This is a genomic window from Pseudomonas sp. C27(2019) (assembly GCF_008807395.1).
In the GTDB taxonomy this organism is placed as follows: Bacteria; Pseudomonadota; Gammaproteobacteria; order Pseudomonadales; family Pseudomonadaceae; genus Denitrificimonas.
On record NZ_CP043320.1, the window covers coordinates 1,694,576 to 1,710,151 of the forward strand.

Annotated in this window: 16 protein-coding genes; 13 read left to right on the top strand and 3 right to left on the bottom strand. The window is 48.3% G+C overall.

Annotated features, from left to right (window positions below; genetic code table 11):
- Positions 1–279 precede the first annotated feature (279 nt).
- Positions 280–1,023: an outer membrane beta-barrel protein gene (locus FXF61_RS07685; RefSeq protein ID WP_151184720.1), complete on the top strand. Its 744-nt coding sequence runs from the start codon at positions 280–282 to the stop codon at positions 1,021–1,023.
- A gap of 174 nt (positions 1,024–1,197) precedes the next feature.
- On the opposite strand, the gene FXF61_RS07690 is transcribed toward FXF61_RS07685, so the two are convergent.
- Positions 1,198–3,105, bottom strand: coding sequence for a hypothetical protein (locus FXF61_RS07690; RefSeq protein ID WP_151184721.1), 1,908 nt, complete (start codon positions 3,103–3,105; stop codon positions 1,198–1,200).
- Between the two features lie 266 nt (positions 3,106–3,371).
- Between FXF61_RS07690 and FXF61_RS07695 the strand changes: the two genes are divergently transcribed.
- On the top strand, positions 3,372–3,980 hold the full coding sequence (locus tag FXF61_RS07695) for a hypothetical protein (RefSeq protein WP_151184722.1): 609 nt from the start codon (positions 3,372–3,374) through the stop codon (positions 3,978–3,980).
- Here FXF61_RS07695 and bktB read toward each other — a convergent pair.
- Positions 3,968–5,173 (bottom strand): beta-ketothiolase BktB, encoded by a 1,206-nt coding sequence (gene bktB / locus FXF61_RS07700; protein WP_151184723.1) that lies wholly within the window; start codon positions 5,171–5,173, stop codon positions 3,968–3,970. The two genes, FXF61_RS07695 and bktB, sit on opposite strands and share 13 nt — an antisense overlap.
- A gap of 333 nt (positions 5,174–5,506) precedes the next feature.
- Here bktB and FXF61_RS07705 point away from each other — a divergent pair, with 333 nt between their 5' ends.
- From FXF61_RS07705 to FXF61_RS07745, 9 genes are all read left to right on the top strand, one after another.
- The gene (locus FXF61_RS07705) at positions 5,507–6,079 is read left to right on the top strand and encodes a heme-binding protein (RefSeq protein WP_218571785.1); all 573 of its coding nucleotides are present in this window, start codon (positions 5,507–5,509) and stop codon (positions 6,077–6,079) included.
- Positions 6,080–6,224: 145 nt separating this feature from the next.
- Positions 6,225–6,596 (top strand): VOC family protein, encoded by a 372-nt coding sequence (locus FXF61_RS07710; protein WP_151184725.1) that lies wholly within the window; start codon positions 6,225–6,227, stop codon positions 6,594–6,596.
- Between the two features lie 12 nt (positions 6,597–6,608).
- Positions 6,609–7,319 carry a cupin domain-containing protein gene (locus FXF61_RS07715; RefSeq protein ID WP_151184726.1) on the top strand — a complete coding sequence of 237 codons (711 nt, stop codon included), beginning with the start codon at positions 6,609–6,611 and terminating at the stop codon, positions 7,317–7,319.
- Positions 7,316–7,570 carry a TIGR03643 family protein gene (locus FXF61_RS07720; RefSeq protein WP_151184727.1) on the top strand — a complete coding sequence of 85 codons (255 nt, stop codon included), beginning with the start codon at positions 7,316–7,318 and terminating at the stop codon, positions 7,568–7,570. Before FXF61_RS07715 ends, FXF61_RS07720 begins: the two co-directional genes overlap by 4 nt.
- Positions 7,571–7,687: 117 nt before the next feature.
- Positions 7,688–8,149: a translesion error-prone DNA polymerase V autoproteolytic subunit gene (gene umuD, locus FXF61_RS07725; RefSeq protein ID WP_151184728.1), complete on the top strand. Its 462-nt coding sequence runs from the start codon at positions 7,688–7,690 to the stop codon at positions 8,147–8,149.
- Positions 8,146–9,417 (top strand): translesion error-prone DNA polymerase V subunit UmuC, encoded by a 1,272-nt coding sequence (gene umuC, locus FXF61_RS07730; protein ID WP_151184729.1) that lies wholly within the window; start codon positions 8,146–8,148, stop codon positions 9,415–9,417. The genes umuD and umuC overlap by 4 nt, the downstream gene beginning before the upstream one ends.
- 301 nt (positions 9,418–9,718) lie before the next feature.
- Positions 9,719–10,600 (top strand): class I SAM-dependent methyltransferase, encoded by an 882-nt coding sequence (locus tag FXF61_RS07735; protein ID WP_218571786.1) that lies wholly within the window; start codon positions 9,719–9,721, stop codon positions 10,598–10,600.
- A 370-nt stretch (positions 10,601–10,970) separates the two neighbouring features.
- Positions 10,971–12,350, top strand: coding sequence for a cytochrome c (locus FXF61_RS07740; RefSeq protein ID WP_151184730.1), 1,380 nt, complete (start codon positions 10,971–10,973; stop codon positions 12,348–12,350).
- Positions 12,343–13,290: a c-type cytochrome gene (locus FXF61_RS07745; RefSeq protein ID WP_256663387.1), complete on the top strand. Its 948-nt coding sequence runs from the start codon at positions 12,343–12,345 to the stop codon at positions 13,288–13,290. The genes FXF61_RS07740 and FXF61_RS07745 overlap by 8 nt, the downstream gene beginning before the upstream one ends.
- A 124-nt stretch (positions 13,291–13,414) precedes the next feature.
- On the opposite strand, the gene FXF61_RS07750 is transcribed toward FXF61_RS07745, so the two are convergent.
- Complete coding sequence (locus FXF61_RS07750; protein ID WP_151184731.1) at positions 13,415–14,080, bottom strand: histidine phosphatase family protein; 666 nt, start codon at positions 14,078–14,080, stop codon at positions 13,415–13,417.
- A 265-nt stretch (positions 14,081–14,345) separates the two neighbouring features.
- On the opposite strand from FXF61_RS07750, the gene FXF61_RS07755 reads away from it, so the two are divergent.
- Positions 14,346–14,579, top strand: coding sequence for an amphi-Trp domain-containing protein (locus FXF61_RS07755; RefSeq protein WP_151184732.1), 234 nt, complete (start codon positions 14,346–14,348; stop codon positions 14,577–14,579).
- Between the two features lie 286 nt (positions 14,580–14,865).
- A complete protein-coding gene (gene phoB, locus FXF61_RS07760) occupies positions 14,866–15,555 on the top strand; it encodes a phosphate regulon transcriptional regulator PhoB (protein ID WP_151184733.1) in 690 nt (229 codons plus the stop codon).
- Positions 15,556–15,576: the final 21 nt, after the last annotated feature.

The following is a 15,576-nucleotide window of genomic DNA, read 5'->3' on the forward strand; positions in this document are numbered from 1 at the left end:
TAATACTGCGAATTATCCATGCAGCCTGCTTGCTAAATAAACTTAGATTAACGTCTCAGCAACCAATCAGAATAATTTAACCGCATTACTGCATGCGCCACACGGGCGCGCCACGCAGGCGCGCGTTCTACGCACTCTATTTAACACCGCATTTACTAAAACAAACAAAACCACCATATGAAAAATAACTAAAATAATAATAAATTGAACTTTTTATAAATAGCGCATTCACATATAATAAGCAACATCACTTTATATCATTTAAATAAGGAGTATTTTATGATGAATAATAAATTATTACTAAGCGCTGCAGTAGCAGGATTATTACTGTCACCGCTTGCCACTCAAGCAGCTGAACCCGTATCCAATATCGGTCTTATGGGAAGTATCAGTCGATATGATGTATCAACCGATACACCAACAGTAAATAACAACAAACAACGCATGCCTAAAGGCGGTATATATTACAACTACGGTAATAAAATGACCGGTAAGCAAGGTCTCGTCTACCAAGCGGGTGCTGAAGCACAGTACGGTAAAAGAGGCGACGTAAAAGAAAGACAATTGCAAGTCGAGCTTGATTTGGGTTATCGCTTCGATGTTGGTAATAGCCTGTATCTTGACGGTATTGCAGGTGCCGGTTACCAGCACAATAAGTTTGATGACAAAAAAGGTGTCGACCTAACAGTGACAAATAAGTCACCTTTTGTTAAAGCAGCTGTTGGCTTAAACCATGAAGGTAATACACTGCTAAGTCGCTTAGAAATCGGTACACGCTACAATATTGAAGCGGAAAGTCGAATCAAAGCTGAGAATTCAAGATCTGCGACAGCCGATCTGAAAGGTAAGTACAGCCCTTATGCTGAGTTAAATTTCATGTGGGACAAAGGCTACAATAATATGCCACTCACAGCTGGCGTGTACTATATGCAGAACAACTATCAGCTTAAAGACAGACATGCATATGCTAAAACTAAGTTGAAAAACGAAGAAATCGGTTTGAAGGTTGGTTTAGCGTTTTAAATAAAACAGCACATCAGTGACTACCTAGCTTAGCTGCATTACAAATAGTGCAGCCAAGCAACTCAAAGGCCCGAGGTTTAATTAAACCTCGGGCCTTTTTATTTAAGCGCTTTATCCTAACCTCTCACCCGCATGCTTGCGTTAATAGTATTGCAGTGCTGTCTAGATACTAACCTAACGTGCCGCATCACTAATCCAGTCTGAAAAACCATCAGGCACAATCAGCTCATGCTGCGCACGGGTGCAGGCGGTATACAAGCCGGAAAACAAACGCGCGCGTGCGTCTTTATTGTCGTGCGCGGCAGGTTTCAGCAACAAACCTTGGGACAGATAGACGCTGGAAAACTCTCGATTTTTTGTATCGCTCACTCGCGCTAAAATAATTTTCCCGCCACTTTTGCGTACATAGCGGCCCACAGCGTTTTGAAAATCCGTCTGTGAATAGCCTTTTTGTAGCATGCGCTCAATTGCTTCAAAAGACGGGTTATCTGCCATGGCTTCGCTCAGCTTATCCCAACTCGCATACCGAAAGATCAGACCATGGCGTGGCCGCTCAGCGTTGTTGTACAGCTCAATACAATCCTGAGCAAAGGTCATAAAATCTTTAAAGGTTGATTGCGCCAAAGCAAAAGATGCCCCAGCATGCGTAAGCCGCTGAAACCACGCAAACAGCTCAAACTCATCGGCAACAATAATAGTTGTGGTCTGCTCAGGGATTTGCCAACCGCTATAATGCTGTAAGTGCGTGCAATGATCTGCACGCCCAGTAAACAGTTGTTTAGTGGCGCCAGGATGCGCTTGAATCAGCGGATTAATCACGTTTTCCACTTGTTTACCCAAGCGTACCGACTGCGCTATATAACGCTGGCGAATCTGCCGATCGCGTACCGGTGCCACGCCATTTAGATTTTGTAACTCATCACTGAGGGTAATCACCGCTTGCGGGCTGCGATCAAGAATCTGCAACATGGGCGTGGGTATATCATGCCCCTCATCAACGATAATGTGGCTATACTGAGCATCCAGCACGCCATCAATTAAAGACAATAACTTGATGCGATGATAACCACGGATTGGCAACCTAATATGCGCGTCAGTGGGCCGAATTAACTCCTGCCAATACTGGTTAACAATCTCCAACAGCACTATTTTGTCCATCGCCACCAGACTGCTGACGATGGCCGCAGGCAAGTGCACAACATCTATCGCTTGCGCAGTACTGTTGCAAAAGCTGGCGACCGTTCTCACGCAGATTTGCGCTACTTGTTGCGGTGATAAATAGCCGATAGCAGGCATATCAAAACTCTGTGCTATATCTGCATAAGAGACCTGAAATGTGTGCTGTAAGCGGCTCTTATCCTTAAGCCGCCAGCCGGTTGAAAGCCAATTACTGTCTAAAACCTGGCCTGCTGCTTGGCCAAATGTCATCCCAATACAGTGTGCGTCGGCTTTTGCTTTCAATGCTTGCAACTGAGCAAAGCTATTGGCTAACAGCAAGGTGCGCTTGGACTCTAATAATTGAGTAAAACGGCTGATCAAGTGCGTTTTCCCAGACCCCGCATAGCCTTGCAGATTAAATGATTCATCAGAGGCTGCTAGAAACTCACGCAGCGCTCTATTTTGTGGATCAGTCACCGACAATTCAGCCGCATAAGCATCAAAATACACCGTCTGCAGCGGTTTAACTTCGGCTTGATACTCTGCACTAAAAGTAAATAACCACTCACCTGCGCTGTCTAAATAACGCGCTTGATCTGCAGGATGCTCATCATCGAGCAAACTTACCTTGATTTTCGCGAGCTGTGCTAATCCTGTGGCAAATTGAGCTGCGCAAAAACGTTCACGCACAAGGCTTTGAAAGGCCAGCGGCACCCTGTGATTGGCTTGATTACCTGCAGTAATCATGTGCGCAAACTGGCGTTCCATGGATGCCTGCGCGGCCTGCTGCTCTGCCAGTTTTTGTGCATTTTGAATAAACAACACAGCCGCCAACTGCGCCACAGTGGCGGTATCAAAAAACTCAGGTAAACCACCCTCAGATAAGCGCTGCGCGATCGTGCGATACAGGGGTAAAAAAATCATAGCTCTCCCGCTTATGCTGAATCTTGTATAGGTTGACGCAGACTAAGCTTAGCTCAGTATTTGCAATGGTGAGTTAAGATCTTCAAACAACTCCGGTTTTTGACACCATGCTTGCACTAAACGAGACAACCTATGCTGCTGTTGAAATGGTGCTCAATGCACCTAACAGCGTGTATTTTACAGCTATGCGGCAGGGTTCACTCAGCGCTCTATTGACTCAAACAGTGCGCCATACTACAAAGAAGTAAGGTCACAGGAGTACCTTTATGCGCTCATTACAACTGACAGCCTATGTCTGCGCTTTAATACTGATCAGTGGTTGCTCTGCCGTCGGTGTTGTCTACAGCTCAAACCCATATAATAAATTGGCTAACGCTAGCAGCTTACTTGAACACGACAGAGCAACAGCCGCCGAGCACTTAATTGTTGAAGCGCTGGCCATCTGTGAAGAAACCGCAGAGCCTGCTTGTTTTGCTGCAGTTTACCGAGGCTACGGGATGTTTTTTGCTGATCCTTCGCTTATGGGGCAATGGCGTCCACATTTTGCTGAGCATGGTTTTATTGAAGCAACTGCCAGCCTCAGCAACCGCTATGAGAAGGCCGTTGAGTACTTAGAAAAATCGCGCGATTTGTATAACCAGTTATCTCGATATGATGCGCTGAGCAATGTTTATTTACAGATGGGGTTTATCCATGAAGGCACATATAATCGTGACAGCGCCTGCGCTGCCTATGATGCCAGCCTGCAGGCGCACATAGAAAACCGCCGCCAAAACCCTAACGCTAGAGTTATTTTGCCCAAGCGTTACGACTCATTCGAAGATTATATTACTGTGCAAAAAGGCAAAGCCCAGTGTGAAGATCAAGGCTCATAGCGCTCTTCTCCAGCACGTTCAATAATCAGCGCGATACCCTGACCGCCTCCGATACACAAGGTAATCAGCGCATAACGACCCTGGCAGCGCTCCAGCTCATACAAGGCTTTGACAGTTAAAATACTGCCCGTCGCGCCGACTGGATGGCCCATACCGACTGCGCCACCGTTGGGGTTCAGTCGCTCACTGGCAAAGCCCAGCTCCTGCGCCACAGCCATCGCTTGCGCGGCAAAGGCTTCATTGGACTCAATCACATCCATATCAGTAACGCTGAGGCCCGCTTGCTGTAAGGCTTTAGTTACCGCGCCGACAGGCCCCATACCCATAAAGCTCGGGTCCACACCACAAAAAGCGCTGGCAACTAAATGCGCACGCACTTTAAGACCTTGCTGAGCAGCTGTGTCAGCATCGGCTAACAGCAGTGAAGCGGCGCCGTCGTTAATCCCTGAAGCATTACCCGCTGTTACCAACCCCTCCTTTTTAAAAGCGGGTTTGAGTTTGGCCAGCTCCGCTAAGCTCACTTGCCCACGTACATGCTCATCGCTAGCAAATAGGACGTCTTCACGGCCTTTTTTTACCATCACTGGCACAATTTGCTCGACAAAGCGGCCGTTTTCGATAGCGGCAGCGGCTTTTTGGTGGCTGGCCAAGGCAAACTCGTCCAGCTGCTGACGGGTAAAGCCGTATTTTTCAGCAATATTTTCCGCAGTCACGCCCATATGGCCAGTACCGAACGGATCACTGAGAATACCTAAGGTTAAATCTTGCGCAGTACTATGCCCCATACGCAGACCAGAGCGAACTTTAGGCAAGATATACGCCCCCTGACTCATAGATTCTGCACCACCCGCCAACGCCAGCGTGCTATCACCTGCTTCAATCATTTGCGCAGCAGAAATAATTGCTTGCAGCCCAGAGCCACACAAACGGTTGACATTAAATGCAGCAGAGCTCGCGTCTAAGCCCGCATTGATAGCGATATGCCGAGCCAGATAGGCATCTTGCGCTGCCGTGGTAATAATATGTCCATACACCGCATGATCGATCTGCTTGGCATCGACACCACTGCGTTTAATCACTTCTTGGGCGGTAGCTGTGCCCATTGCTGCGGGACTTAAAGCCGATAAACTGCCGCCAAAACTACCAATCGCAGTGCGCACACCCTCAACAATCACCACTGAATTAAACTTCATTTTATTGTCCTTATCATTTATTTATCCAGCATCAAGTGCACGCTAACGTCTTTGTGCATACCCGCTGTACTTGCATAAAACTAACGCTGTTGCTGTTATAAGTCGCTGTATTTTTTATCACTCGTCAACCACTATAGATCATGACTTTTCATAGAAACCACTCAAGTCGGCAGTTTTATATGTATTCTGGGCTAGCACAACCGCAACCAGTCAGAGCCTGCGCATTGGTACTGACGAACTAACCTTTACACACCTTCAAGGAGGGCTCTGATGTCACACTTAAGGCACATGCTTTATATTTTTTTCATAACCATTTTTGGAATTGCAAACGTTATGGCAACCGAAGAAGCTGAATACACGGTGGTACTCACAGAAGATGATTTTGAGGTGCGCACTTACCAACCGCATATTCTTGCTGAGATCATCATCAAAGGTGAATTTGATGGTGCTGGCAGTAAAGCATTTGGCCGCTTGTTCAAATATATTTCGGGTAACAATAGCTCACGCCAGAGCATCGAAATGACTGCGCCCGTGACACAAGAACCGCAAAGCGAAAAAATTAAAATGACGTCGCCCGTTGCTCAGCAGCAGAGCGGCGACAGCTGGGCGGTAAGTTTTATGATGCCAGCCGCCTCTTCAATAGAAACCCTACCTGTACCTAAAGACCCAGAAATCGTATTGCGCCAAGTGCCTACTCGTCACATGGCAGCACTGCGTTACTCAGGCACTTGGAGCGAAAAAAACTATGCAAGCCATAAAGACCGTTTAGATGCTTGGATCCAAGGCAAAGGCTTTACTGTAACAGGTGAGGCGGTTTGGGCCCGCTATGACCCACCATTTAAACCGTGGTTTTTAAGGCGCAATGAAATTTTAATTCCGATTGCACTGCCGCAGGCAATTCAGTAAGGGCAGCCGTCATCTACAATCCGTGACAATATATTTATTGGCTATGCGAGTGCGTTTTAAAATAATGCAGCACAAAACACAACTTGCGTATAGTATTCGCATAGCACTTGTATAACATTGACTCACTTTAGTAGGAATTCAACTTATGATCAGTTATGTGACTTTAGGTGTCAGCGATCTAGCTGCCGCAAAAACATTTTATAGCGAATTATTAGCCGACTTAGGCGCTAAAATCCTGTTCGACAATACCCGCATCAGCTTTATTGGCAAAAGCATGGCAGCACCGATGTTAGCCGTTTGTATTCCTTTTAACCAAGAGCCAGCCTCGACCGGCAATGGCAGCATGGTAGCTTTTGCGCCTGGCAGTACAGAAGGCGTGGATGCACTGTATAACAAAGCTATCGCCTTAGGTGCGACCTGCGATGGCGCGCCGGGCGAGCGTATTACCAATGTCTTTTATGGCGCCTATGTCAAAGACAGTGACGGCAATAAACTGTGCTTTAACCACTTTATTTAAGAGTCAGTACGCATGCAGTTACACAGCGACTTCAGCCAACGCGTTGTCATTCGCCCTGAGCAGTATCAGTTTGTTGATTCACCCTTAGCTGGAGTGAGCCGCATGATGCTGGAACGTGCCGGCGATGAAGTCGCACGCGCCACCAGTATTGTGCGCTATGCTGCTGGTAGCGGTTATAGCGCACATACCCATGATGGCGGCGAAGAAATCTTGGTCCTAGATGGGGTGTTTTCTGACGAGCACGGTGACTACCCAGCCGGTACCTACCTGCGCAATCCGCCAGGTACGTCACATCAGCCCTTTTCGGCTGATGGCTGCACTCTCCTGGTCAAGCTCTGGCAGTTTGCCGAAGACGATACAAGCCAATTGGTTTTAAACACCCAGCACGCACAGTGGCACCCAGGCTTAGTTGATGGCTTATCTGTATTGCCGCTGCATGAGCACAACGGCGTCAATACAGCCCTGGTACGTTGGGCGCCCAACACAGTATTTAGCCGCCATATTCACGCCGGCGGTGAAGAGATATTGGTGCTCGAAGGCCTATTTTGTGATGAACACGGCGAGTACCCTACCGGCAGCTGGTTACGCAACCCGAGATACAGCAGCCATGCACCTTTCACCTTAGAGGACGGTGCGCTGATTTACGTAAAAGTCGGCCATATAGATGCCGGTTTAATGGGCGATCAATTTATCAGCCAAGCCGCAGGGGTCAACAACGCATGATCCCGTTTGATACAGCCAACTTATCACGCATTATCGAAATGGCATGGGAAGACCGCACCCCTTTTGAAGCCATACAACACCTGTATGGCTTAAATGAAGGCGCACTGATTGAATTGATGCGACGCGAACTAAAAGCCTCATCTTTTCGTCTCTGGCGTGCGCGCGTCAGCGGCCGCAAAACCAAACACATGAAGCTGCGCCACCCTGACATCAGCCGCGGGTACTGCCCCAGCCAATATAAAATGCGCTAGCTGCCCTATTACACCAATGTAAGGCATCAGCCCACGGGCACGATTGCCTCTTGTAGAAACACGCATAAAATCAGATACTGTACACCTATACAGCTATTTTGTTTCTATGAGGTTTCTATGCCTGTTTCACTGATTGCCAGCAGCTGCGATACAGCACACATCAAGAATAACCCGCTGCGCATACCGCTATTTTTAGACAGCGTATCAGCAGGCTTCCCATCCCCCGCTCAGGACTATATTGAGCAAACCCTGGATCTAAACACGCTATGCATCAAGCACCCCGCTGCCACATTTTTTGTGCGCGTGGCCGGCGACTCCATGCTTGAAGCGAGCATTCACCCCAAAGATATTTTGGTGGTTGACCGTTCACTGCAGGCTGAACACGGTGATATTGTGATTGCCAGCATTTATGGGGAGCTGACGGTTAAAGAGCTAGAGCTTAAGCCGCGCGTACGTTTAATACCACGCAACAGGCTGTATCAGCCGATAGAAGTCTCTGAAGCCTCAGAACTGGATATTTTCGGTGTGGTAACCCATGTCATCCGCAGTATGCGGCGCAAACCTGTTTTAAAAACATGAGTCACACCTTTGCTTTAGTCGATTGCAATAACTTTTATGCCAGCTGCGAAAAGTTGTTCCGCCCCGACCTTAAAAACACACCCATCGTTGTCCTCTCCAATAACGATGGCTGTGTGGTTGCGCGCTCTAAAGAAGCGAAAGCGCTGGGCATCAAAATGGCGGTGCCGCTGTTTCAGATTCAAGAGCAAATCCAGCAGTACGGCATTCAAACCTTCTCATCCAATTATGCTTTGTATGCTGACCTGAGCAGTCGTGTGATGCGCACTCTGCAAGACTTAGCACCGCGCGTCGAGGTCTACTCAATTGATGAAGCCTTTTTAGATTTAAGCGGCATGCACTCACTGCTGCCGCTGCAAGCCTTCGGCACACAGATTAAAAACACCATCGCACAGCGGATTGGCCTTAGCGTCTGCGTCGGTATAGCACCCACTAAAACTTTAGCCAAGCTGGCCAATCATGCCGCTAAAAAATACCCAGCCACCGCGGGAGTGGTGGATCTTACCCAGCGCCAAAGACAGCAAAAACTGCTCGCCCTCACCCCCGTCAGTGATATCTGGGGCGTTGGCCACAGCAACAGTAAACGCCTGAATAAACTGGGCATCTATAACGCACTTGAGCTTGCCAACAGCTCAGCAAAAAATATCCGCCAGCAGTTTTCAGTGGTGCTGGAAAGAACCGTGCTTGAGCTTAATGGCGAGTCATGCATTGAACTCGAAGAGGTTGCAGCCACTAAACAACAAATTGTCTGCAGCCGCTCATTTGCTCACAGCATCACGACCCTTGAGCAGATGCACGAAGCTGTTACGCAATACACGTCACGCGCAGCTGAAAAGCTGCGAAGCGAGAAACAACAGGCTAAAATGCTGACGCTGACAATTCATACCAGCCGCTTTAAAGCCGAACACAACAATTACACCAACAGCGCAACAGGCGCACTCATGGCCCCCAGTAGCGACACTCGTGACCTGAACGCGCTCGCTCAGCAACTGCTCAAACGCATCTGGCGTGACGGCTACCGTTACAGCAAAGCCAGCGTCATGCTATCCGACTTTTACCACGAGAACACTTGCCAAGCTGAGCTGTTTGATGAAGTTAGTCCACGGCCACACAGCCGCCAATTGATGAGCGTGCTCGACGAGATTCAGCGCAAAGGACTGGGCAATGTGTTTTTAGCCAGCCAAGGCGTCAACAACAGCTGGACCATGAAGCGTGAGCACCTGTCACCGGCCTATACCACGCAATGGTCTGACCTGCCTTGGGTAAAGTGATGAGCCGATGCCACAGGTTCAAAACCGCTTAAAAACAACCGCATTTGCATTCACAGTTCAGTTAAGCAAAAAAACTGCAGCCCCGCATGAAGCCCTGAATAATGCAGCACTGAGTCAACAACACAGCTAAAAAACAACACCTCACTCACATATTTTATGATCAAACACTGCTAGGCTGTATGTTCTCGCTGCTATAGCGTTTAATACAGCCTAGCGAGCTACTATGTCGCTAAGCTAAGTATTAAAGTTTAAAAGCCACATGTGCGCATAAACTACAATTTCTAATTTTTAGGTGAATGCATTGTACGAAGATTTAGCCTTTGATCATGAGGACGAGTTGATCGATGAGCTTAGGGATCTAGGCTACGACTTTGATGACGACTCCTTGTCTGACTCTGATTTTAGAGACCTCAACTTTGAGGGTGACAGATTCGATGAGCCCGATGTTATTTTAGATGTGCCCTATGTGCCCACCGATGAAAAAATAGTGCATGCCATGCTCGATTTAGCAGAGGTCAGCAGCCAAGACGTGCTCTACGACCTGGGCTGTGGCGATGGTCGCATCGTTGTTGCCGCCGCCTTAGAGCGCAATACCCACGGTGTCGGGATTGATATAGACCCGATGCGCATCACCGAAGCCATTGAATACGCTGGGCACACTGGCGTTGAGCATATGGTGCATTTTTATGAAGGTGACTTGCTCGAAGTGGATTTTAGCCAAGCAACAGTCGTCACTCTGTACCTACTCGACTTAGTCAACGTACAACTCAGGCCGCGTCTGCTTGACGAACTGCGCCCCGGCACACGCATCGTCTCGCATGCATTTGATATGGGTGACTGGAAGCCCGATCGACGCGAAAACTGTGGCAGCATCAATATTTACAAATGGATCGTACCAGCAAAAGTTGCAGGCACTTGGGAATGGCAAACAACAACCGGTGAAACCTACCGGGTTGAACTCAAACAAAAGTATCAACAGTTGACAGGCAAAGCCTGGATTGATGGTAAACAGGCACAGCTAAAAAACGCCTTAATTCGTGGCGATTTACTTGAACTGGTGGTAAGCAAAAAAGTTAACACGCGCGCAATTGGCTTTATTATGCGTGCCCAAGGCAAGCAACTGATTGCCGTCGAAGGTGACTTACAGGCAACACCCGCGGTTAAAATATACCCTAATCCGTAAGCCTATCTACTGCAACCACAAGCCCTTGCACATATTTATCAGCTGGGCTTGTGCACACGTCCTCGCAACGCTCACCGCACCCTACTGCTTAACATGCGTTAAGCACTCTAACTGATACTGTATGCGGTATTTCTTGCACACAGTGCTGCCATTAAAGCAACTCTCATTACATGAAGTATTGACCCGCCGCACCGATACATCCCATTTCATTCTTGATTAATGTTAATTATCTCTTCGCATCGTTACAGTATGTAACAAACAATATGAGCAGCTCACTGCACCAAGCTCAATAAAATGATGGCACTTACACATTAAGTGCCGACCCTAATCATTAATACAGGCAAGTAGCTTGCCTGATGGAGTGCGGCTCATGAAAAAGTGGCCATTAGCTATAATAATCGCAGGTGTAGGGGGGCTGGCATTAGCGTTTAGTTTAGCGCAAGCATTGCCTAGCCTACGCACTACAAGCAGTGCGATAGAAGTCGATATTAACGATCCTGCGCTAATCAAAAAAGGCGAATATATTGCACGCACAGCTGACTGTGTTGCTTGTCACTCAGTACTCGGTGGCGAAGCCTATGCCGGTGGTCTACCCATGCTGACCCCGCTCGGCGCAATCTACTCAACCAATATCACCCCGGATAAAGAAACCGGTATTGGTAACTATACATTTGACGATTTCAATAACGCCACCAAGCATGGCGTACGCAAGGACAATAGCGCGCTCTATCCTGCGATGCCTTATCCGTCCTACCAAATCATGCCGGATGAAGATGTAGCAGCGATGTACGCCTTCTTTATGTCGGGCGTTAAACCCGTTCACCAACCCAACCGCGCAAGCGAAATGCCACCTGTTTTGAATTGGCGCTGGCCGCTGGCGTACTGGCAAGCCATATTTGCCCCTAAGCGTGAGTTTGTTGCCGAAACCGATGATGCCGTACTGGCGCGCGGTCAGTATTTGATCGAAGGCCCTGGACACTGCGGCTCTTGCCATACTGAACGCGGCATAGGCTTCCAAGAAATCGCATTGTCGAATGCTGACTCTGAAGAGTTTTTAAGTGGCGCAGTGATCGATGGCTGGCGCGCAAAAAGCCTACGCGGTGAGCATGATGGTCTCGCGATCTGGAGCACTGACGAGCTGGTTGATTTCTTTAAAACCGGCCGTACTGATATCACCGCAGCCTTTGGTGCCATGGCCGAAGTTGTTGAGCACAGCACCCAATATATGACTGACGACGATCTTTATGCCATGTCAGCCTATTTGAAAACGCTCAGCCCAAAACCTGGCGAGCCGGTTACAGTCGCAGCCAAACAAGACGTCACCACGCAGAAACTGATGGATGGCGTCTATGATTCACGCGGCTCAATTTTATACGCTGAATACTGCCAAGTCTGCCACCGTGCTGACGGCAAAGGTGTACCGCGTATTTTCCCAGCACTCGAAGGCAACAGTGCCGTCTACTCGCGCGATGCTGACTCTGTGTTACAGATCACCCTCAGCGGTGGTCGCATGCCGGAAACCCCGCATGATCGTATGGCGTTCACCATGCCTGAGTTTATTAACCTCAGTGATGCCGATGTGGCTGAAGTGGTTAACTATATCCGCAACAGCTGGACCAACCAAGGCAGCACTGTGGATGTGGATGATGTGGTGCAAATGCGCCATTTCCTCAGCAAAAAACCAAAAACTGGAACAGACTTTGCGCCTGACCTGAGCATCTCTGCAACAGAAGGAGCCAACCGTGAATAAATCACTACACACACTGCCCGACGTTGCTCGTCCTAGCGTTCTACGCACCTCGCTAACGGCACTTACGCTCGCTGTATGTGCCTTCACTATCAGCGGCTGCGACTCACCTAAACCTATCGACCGCCAAGCTACTGAGTTCGACTTGGTAACCACCGACGATGCCAACAAAGATATCGGCACCTATATCCTCCCGCAAGATACATCCATCTTGAAGGAGCCTAATGCTGATCAGATTTTCTATGGCAAGCGCCTGCTCAACGAAACCAAGCGCCTGATGCCAGATCATGTTGGTGCGCAGATGAACTGTAATAGCTGCCACATTTCCCAAGGTAAAATTCCACTCGGCGACCCCTATATCAACAGCTTCAATACCTACCCGCGAGTGATGCCGCGCTCAGGTACCGAGGTTGATTTAGTTGGCCGGATTAATGGTTGTTTCCAGCGCTCGATGAACGGTAAGCCGGTGGATCGTGATTCAGAAGAAATGCTGGCGATGATTGCCTATATGGAATGGCTGTCGCAAAACGTACCAAAAGATCAAAAAGTTGATATCCAAAACGCCGGTTCCATTGATACCTCATTGGTTGCTGACACTGTACGTGGTGAGAAAATCTACTACGCCCAGTGCGCCACCTGCCATGGCGATAATGGTGAAGGCATAAAGGACAGCCGTGGCGATATCGTCTTCCCGCCACTGTGGGGTGATGAGTCCTTTAATATTGGTGCCGGCATGGCGCGTACTTACAAAGCAGCTGCTTTTGTTAAGTACAATATGCCGATGGGTATTCAAACCAAAGGCCTGTGGGGCCACGGTAACGTGCTCAGTGATCAAGATGCGGTTGATGTGGCAGAGTTTTTTGCCCATAAACCTCGTCCTGACTTCCCTGGCAAGGTAAATGACTGGCCAACCGGCAAAAAACCTAAAGACGCCCGCTACTAAGCGTCATCTGCTATGACTTAAACGTCATAACGCAAAAAGCCTCAAGCGCACAGCGTGCCTTGAGGCTTTTTTATACCTGTGACCTGCGTATTCAGTCGTGATCGCTAGCCAAGGTAGTCTGCGGTTAAGCTCTGGGTTCTAAGGTTTTTGACCAGTCATCGGCATCAACAAAGCCTAAAATATCATGCTCAGTCGCACTTTCTACATTCAAGAAAATCGCGGCACCGTACTCATAGTCAATTTCAGAGTAGGCCAGGGTTTCGTTCACCTCATCCATACAGCTGCTATGGGTGACAAGAACAAGGTTGCGTCCCGGAATTTTCTTGGCCAAGGCATCCTCTAGAAAGCTCTCTTTGCATTGATATAAAAAATCTTTATTGGCGGTTGGCTCAGCAAACAATAACGCACTGGTTTGACTGGTGCGCGTTAAGGGGCTGCTGTAGACATCTGTTATGCCCAATCCTAACCCCTCAAACTGCGCACGCATCTCAAGCCCCGTTGCACTGGAGCGTTGAGTAATGCCTGTTGGCTCATCTTCCATGCAGGCAGCGTCAACACGACTGCAACGCTCCAGATGCCGCACGAAAACAATTAAGTCACCACTGTGCCACTCAGCCAGCATATGATTGGTTAAGGCGAATGGGCTTTTTGACAAATCCACCGGTTTTGGGTCTGCCAAAAAATGACTTGTGGAAAAACCTAAAGCTGCAACTGCAAGCGCACCAGCCAACAGTTTCAGCTTTGCTTGAGTGGTGTTGATATAGCGGTAAAAAGGCTTAATAACAGGCATTAAAAATATACTCTAAAATAAACTATCCTTCATTGGGCACGCACAATGCTATTCGGTTCAATAAAGTAAAGAGACCAAAGACTTTTGTCTGAGTAGACCCTCTGTTGAAGTTTTATTTAACGCATCCAAACATAGTGCGCCTTACCACCACAGTGCTTATGCTAGACAATAAAATGTAGGCTTAATGCTTCTCTTAGCGCTGCTCTCACCTGTATAAACCTTGCATTGAGCACTAAAACAACGACTCTTATTGAAAGGCACTCACATGAAACAAGAACGCGATATCGAAAAGATTTACTCAACGGCTGAATTTGTCGCAAAACTACGGCGCTTAGCTGACACACTGGAAAACGCTAAGCCATTTGAGATTCAGATAGCCAATGAGCGCATTTATGTGCCTGTTCGAGCGCACTACAGCATTGAGCATGAGCGCGACGAATCAGGCGAAGAAATTGAATTTCAAATTAAATGGTCACACGAGCCATCACTTGATAGCTAAGGCTTGGGGAAACGTTACAAAAATCGGTGGAGCACAGACAGCTTGCCTACAAGAGTTAAATGCTTAGCCTGTGCCCTGCCTGCTATTGCTCAGTTTTCAGGCTTTTTTAGCTGTACTTTTTAATCGTATCCGTGACACTGTCCTTGCAGCAAACGCTGTGGTTTTGTTGCGTGCTGAGCTGCAGGTGAATCGCCTGCGCTGCAAAAAGACGAGTTTGTCATCATAGTGTCATTTTCGCAGGGTGTAATGGCCATGACATATTTCCAATCGACGATAGGACTCATGCATGACTGATAAAACTGTACTCATCGTGGATGATGAAGCCCCGATACGGGAGATGATTGCAGTCGCTTTGCAAATGGCCGGTTACCACTGCTTAGAAGCGCACAATGCGCAGACTGCACATGCCTTAATTGTTGATCATCAGCCTGATATTGTTCTGCTCGACTGGATGATGCCAGACGTGAGCGGCATTGAGCTTGCGCGCCGTTTAAAACGTGAGCCGATGACTGCGAAAATCCCGATTATTATGCTCACTGCACGCGGTGAAGAAGACAATAAAATACAGGGGCTTGAAGCAGGCGCCGATGACTACATCACCAAACCCTTCTCCCCACGCGAACTGATTGCACGTTTAAAAGCTGTGCTGCGCCGCACCGCGACTGCCGGTATTGACGAGTCAATAGAGGTTGAAGGCTTGTGTTTAGACCCCAGCAGCCAGCGTGTCAGCTCAGATGGCAGCCCTCTCGAGATTGGCCCGACTGAGTTTCGCTTACTGCAGTTTTTTATGTCCAACCCTGAGCGTGCTTATAGCCGCAGCCAATTACTCGATCAGGTCTGGGGCGGCAATGTCTATGTTGAAGAACGCACTGTTGATGTACATATTCGCCGATTGCGCCTTACTTTAGGGGCAAAGCACCGGCATTTGGTGCAAACTGTGCGGGGTACCGGTTACCGCTTCTCAACCAAGGTGTAAACAGTTGATGGTTTATTATTC

Coding starts and splice junctions, on each gene's coding strand:
- FXF61_RS07690 (WP_151184721.1), bottom strand. CDS start 3,105: ATGATTTTTTTACCCCTGTATCGCACGATCGCGCAGCGCTTATCTGAG.
- FXF61_RS07740 (WP_151184730.1), top strand. CDS start 10,971: ATGAAAAAGTGGCCATTAGCTATAATAATCGCAGGTGTAGGGGGGCTG.
- FXF61_RS07710 (WP_151184725.1), top strand. CDS start 6,225: ATGATCAGTTATGTGACTTTAGGTGTCAGCGATCTAGCTGCCGCAAAA.
- FXF61_RS07705 (WP_218571785.1), top strand. CDS start 5,507: ATGGCAACCGAAGAAGCTGAATACACGGTGGTACTCACAGAAGATGAT.
- FXF61_RS07750 (WP_151184731.1), bottom strand. CDS start 14,080: ATGCCTGTTATTAAGCCTTTTTACCGCTATATCAACACCACTCAAGCA.
- FXF61_RS07685 (WP_151184720.1), top strand. CDS start 280: ATGATGAATAATAAATTATTACTAAGCGCTGCAGTAGCAGGATTATTA.
- bktB (WP_151184723.1), bottom strand. CDS start 5,173: ATGAAGTTTAATTCAGTGGTGATTGTTGAGGGTGTGCGCACTGCGATT.
- FXF61_RS07715 (WP_151184726.1), top strand. CDS start 6,609: ATGCAGTTACACAGCGACTTCAGCCAACGCGTTGTCATTCGCCCTGAG.
- FXF61_RS07755 (WP_151184732.1), top strand. CDS start 14,346: ATGAAACAAGAACGCGATATCGAAAAGATTTACTCAACGGCTGAATTT.
- umuC (WP_151184729.1), top strand. CDS start 8,146: ATGAGTCACACCTTTGCTTTAGTCGATTGCAATAACTTTTATGCCAGC.
- phoB (WP_151184733.1), top strand. CDS start 14,866: ATGACTGATAAAACTGTACTCATCGTGGATGATGAAGCCCCGATACGG.
- FXF61_RS07720 (WP_151184727.1), top strand. CDS start 7,316: ATGATCCCGTTTGATACAGCCAACTTATCACGCATTATCGAAATGGCA.
- umuD (WP_151184728.1), top strand. CDS start 7,688: ATGCCTGTTTCACTGATTGCCAGCAGCTGCGATACAGCACACATCAAG.
- FXF61_RS07695 (WP_151184722.1), top strand. CDS start 3,372: ATGCGCTCATTACAACTGACAGCCTATGTCTGCGCTTTAATACTGATC.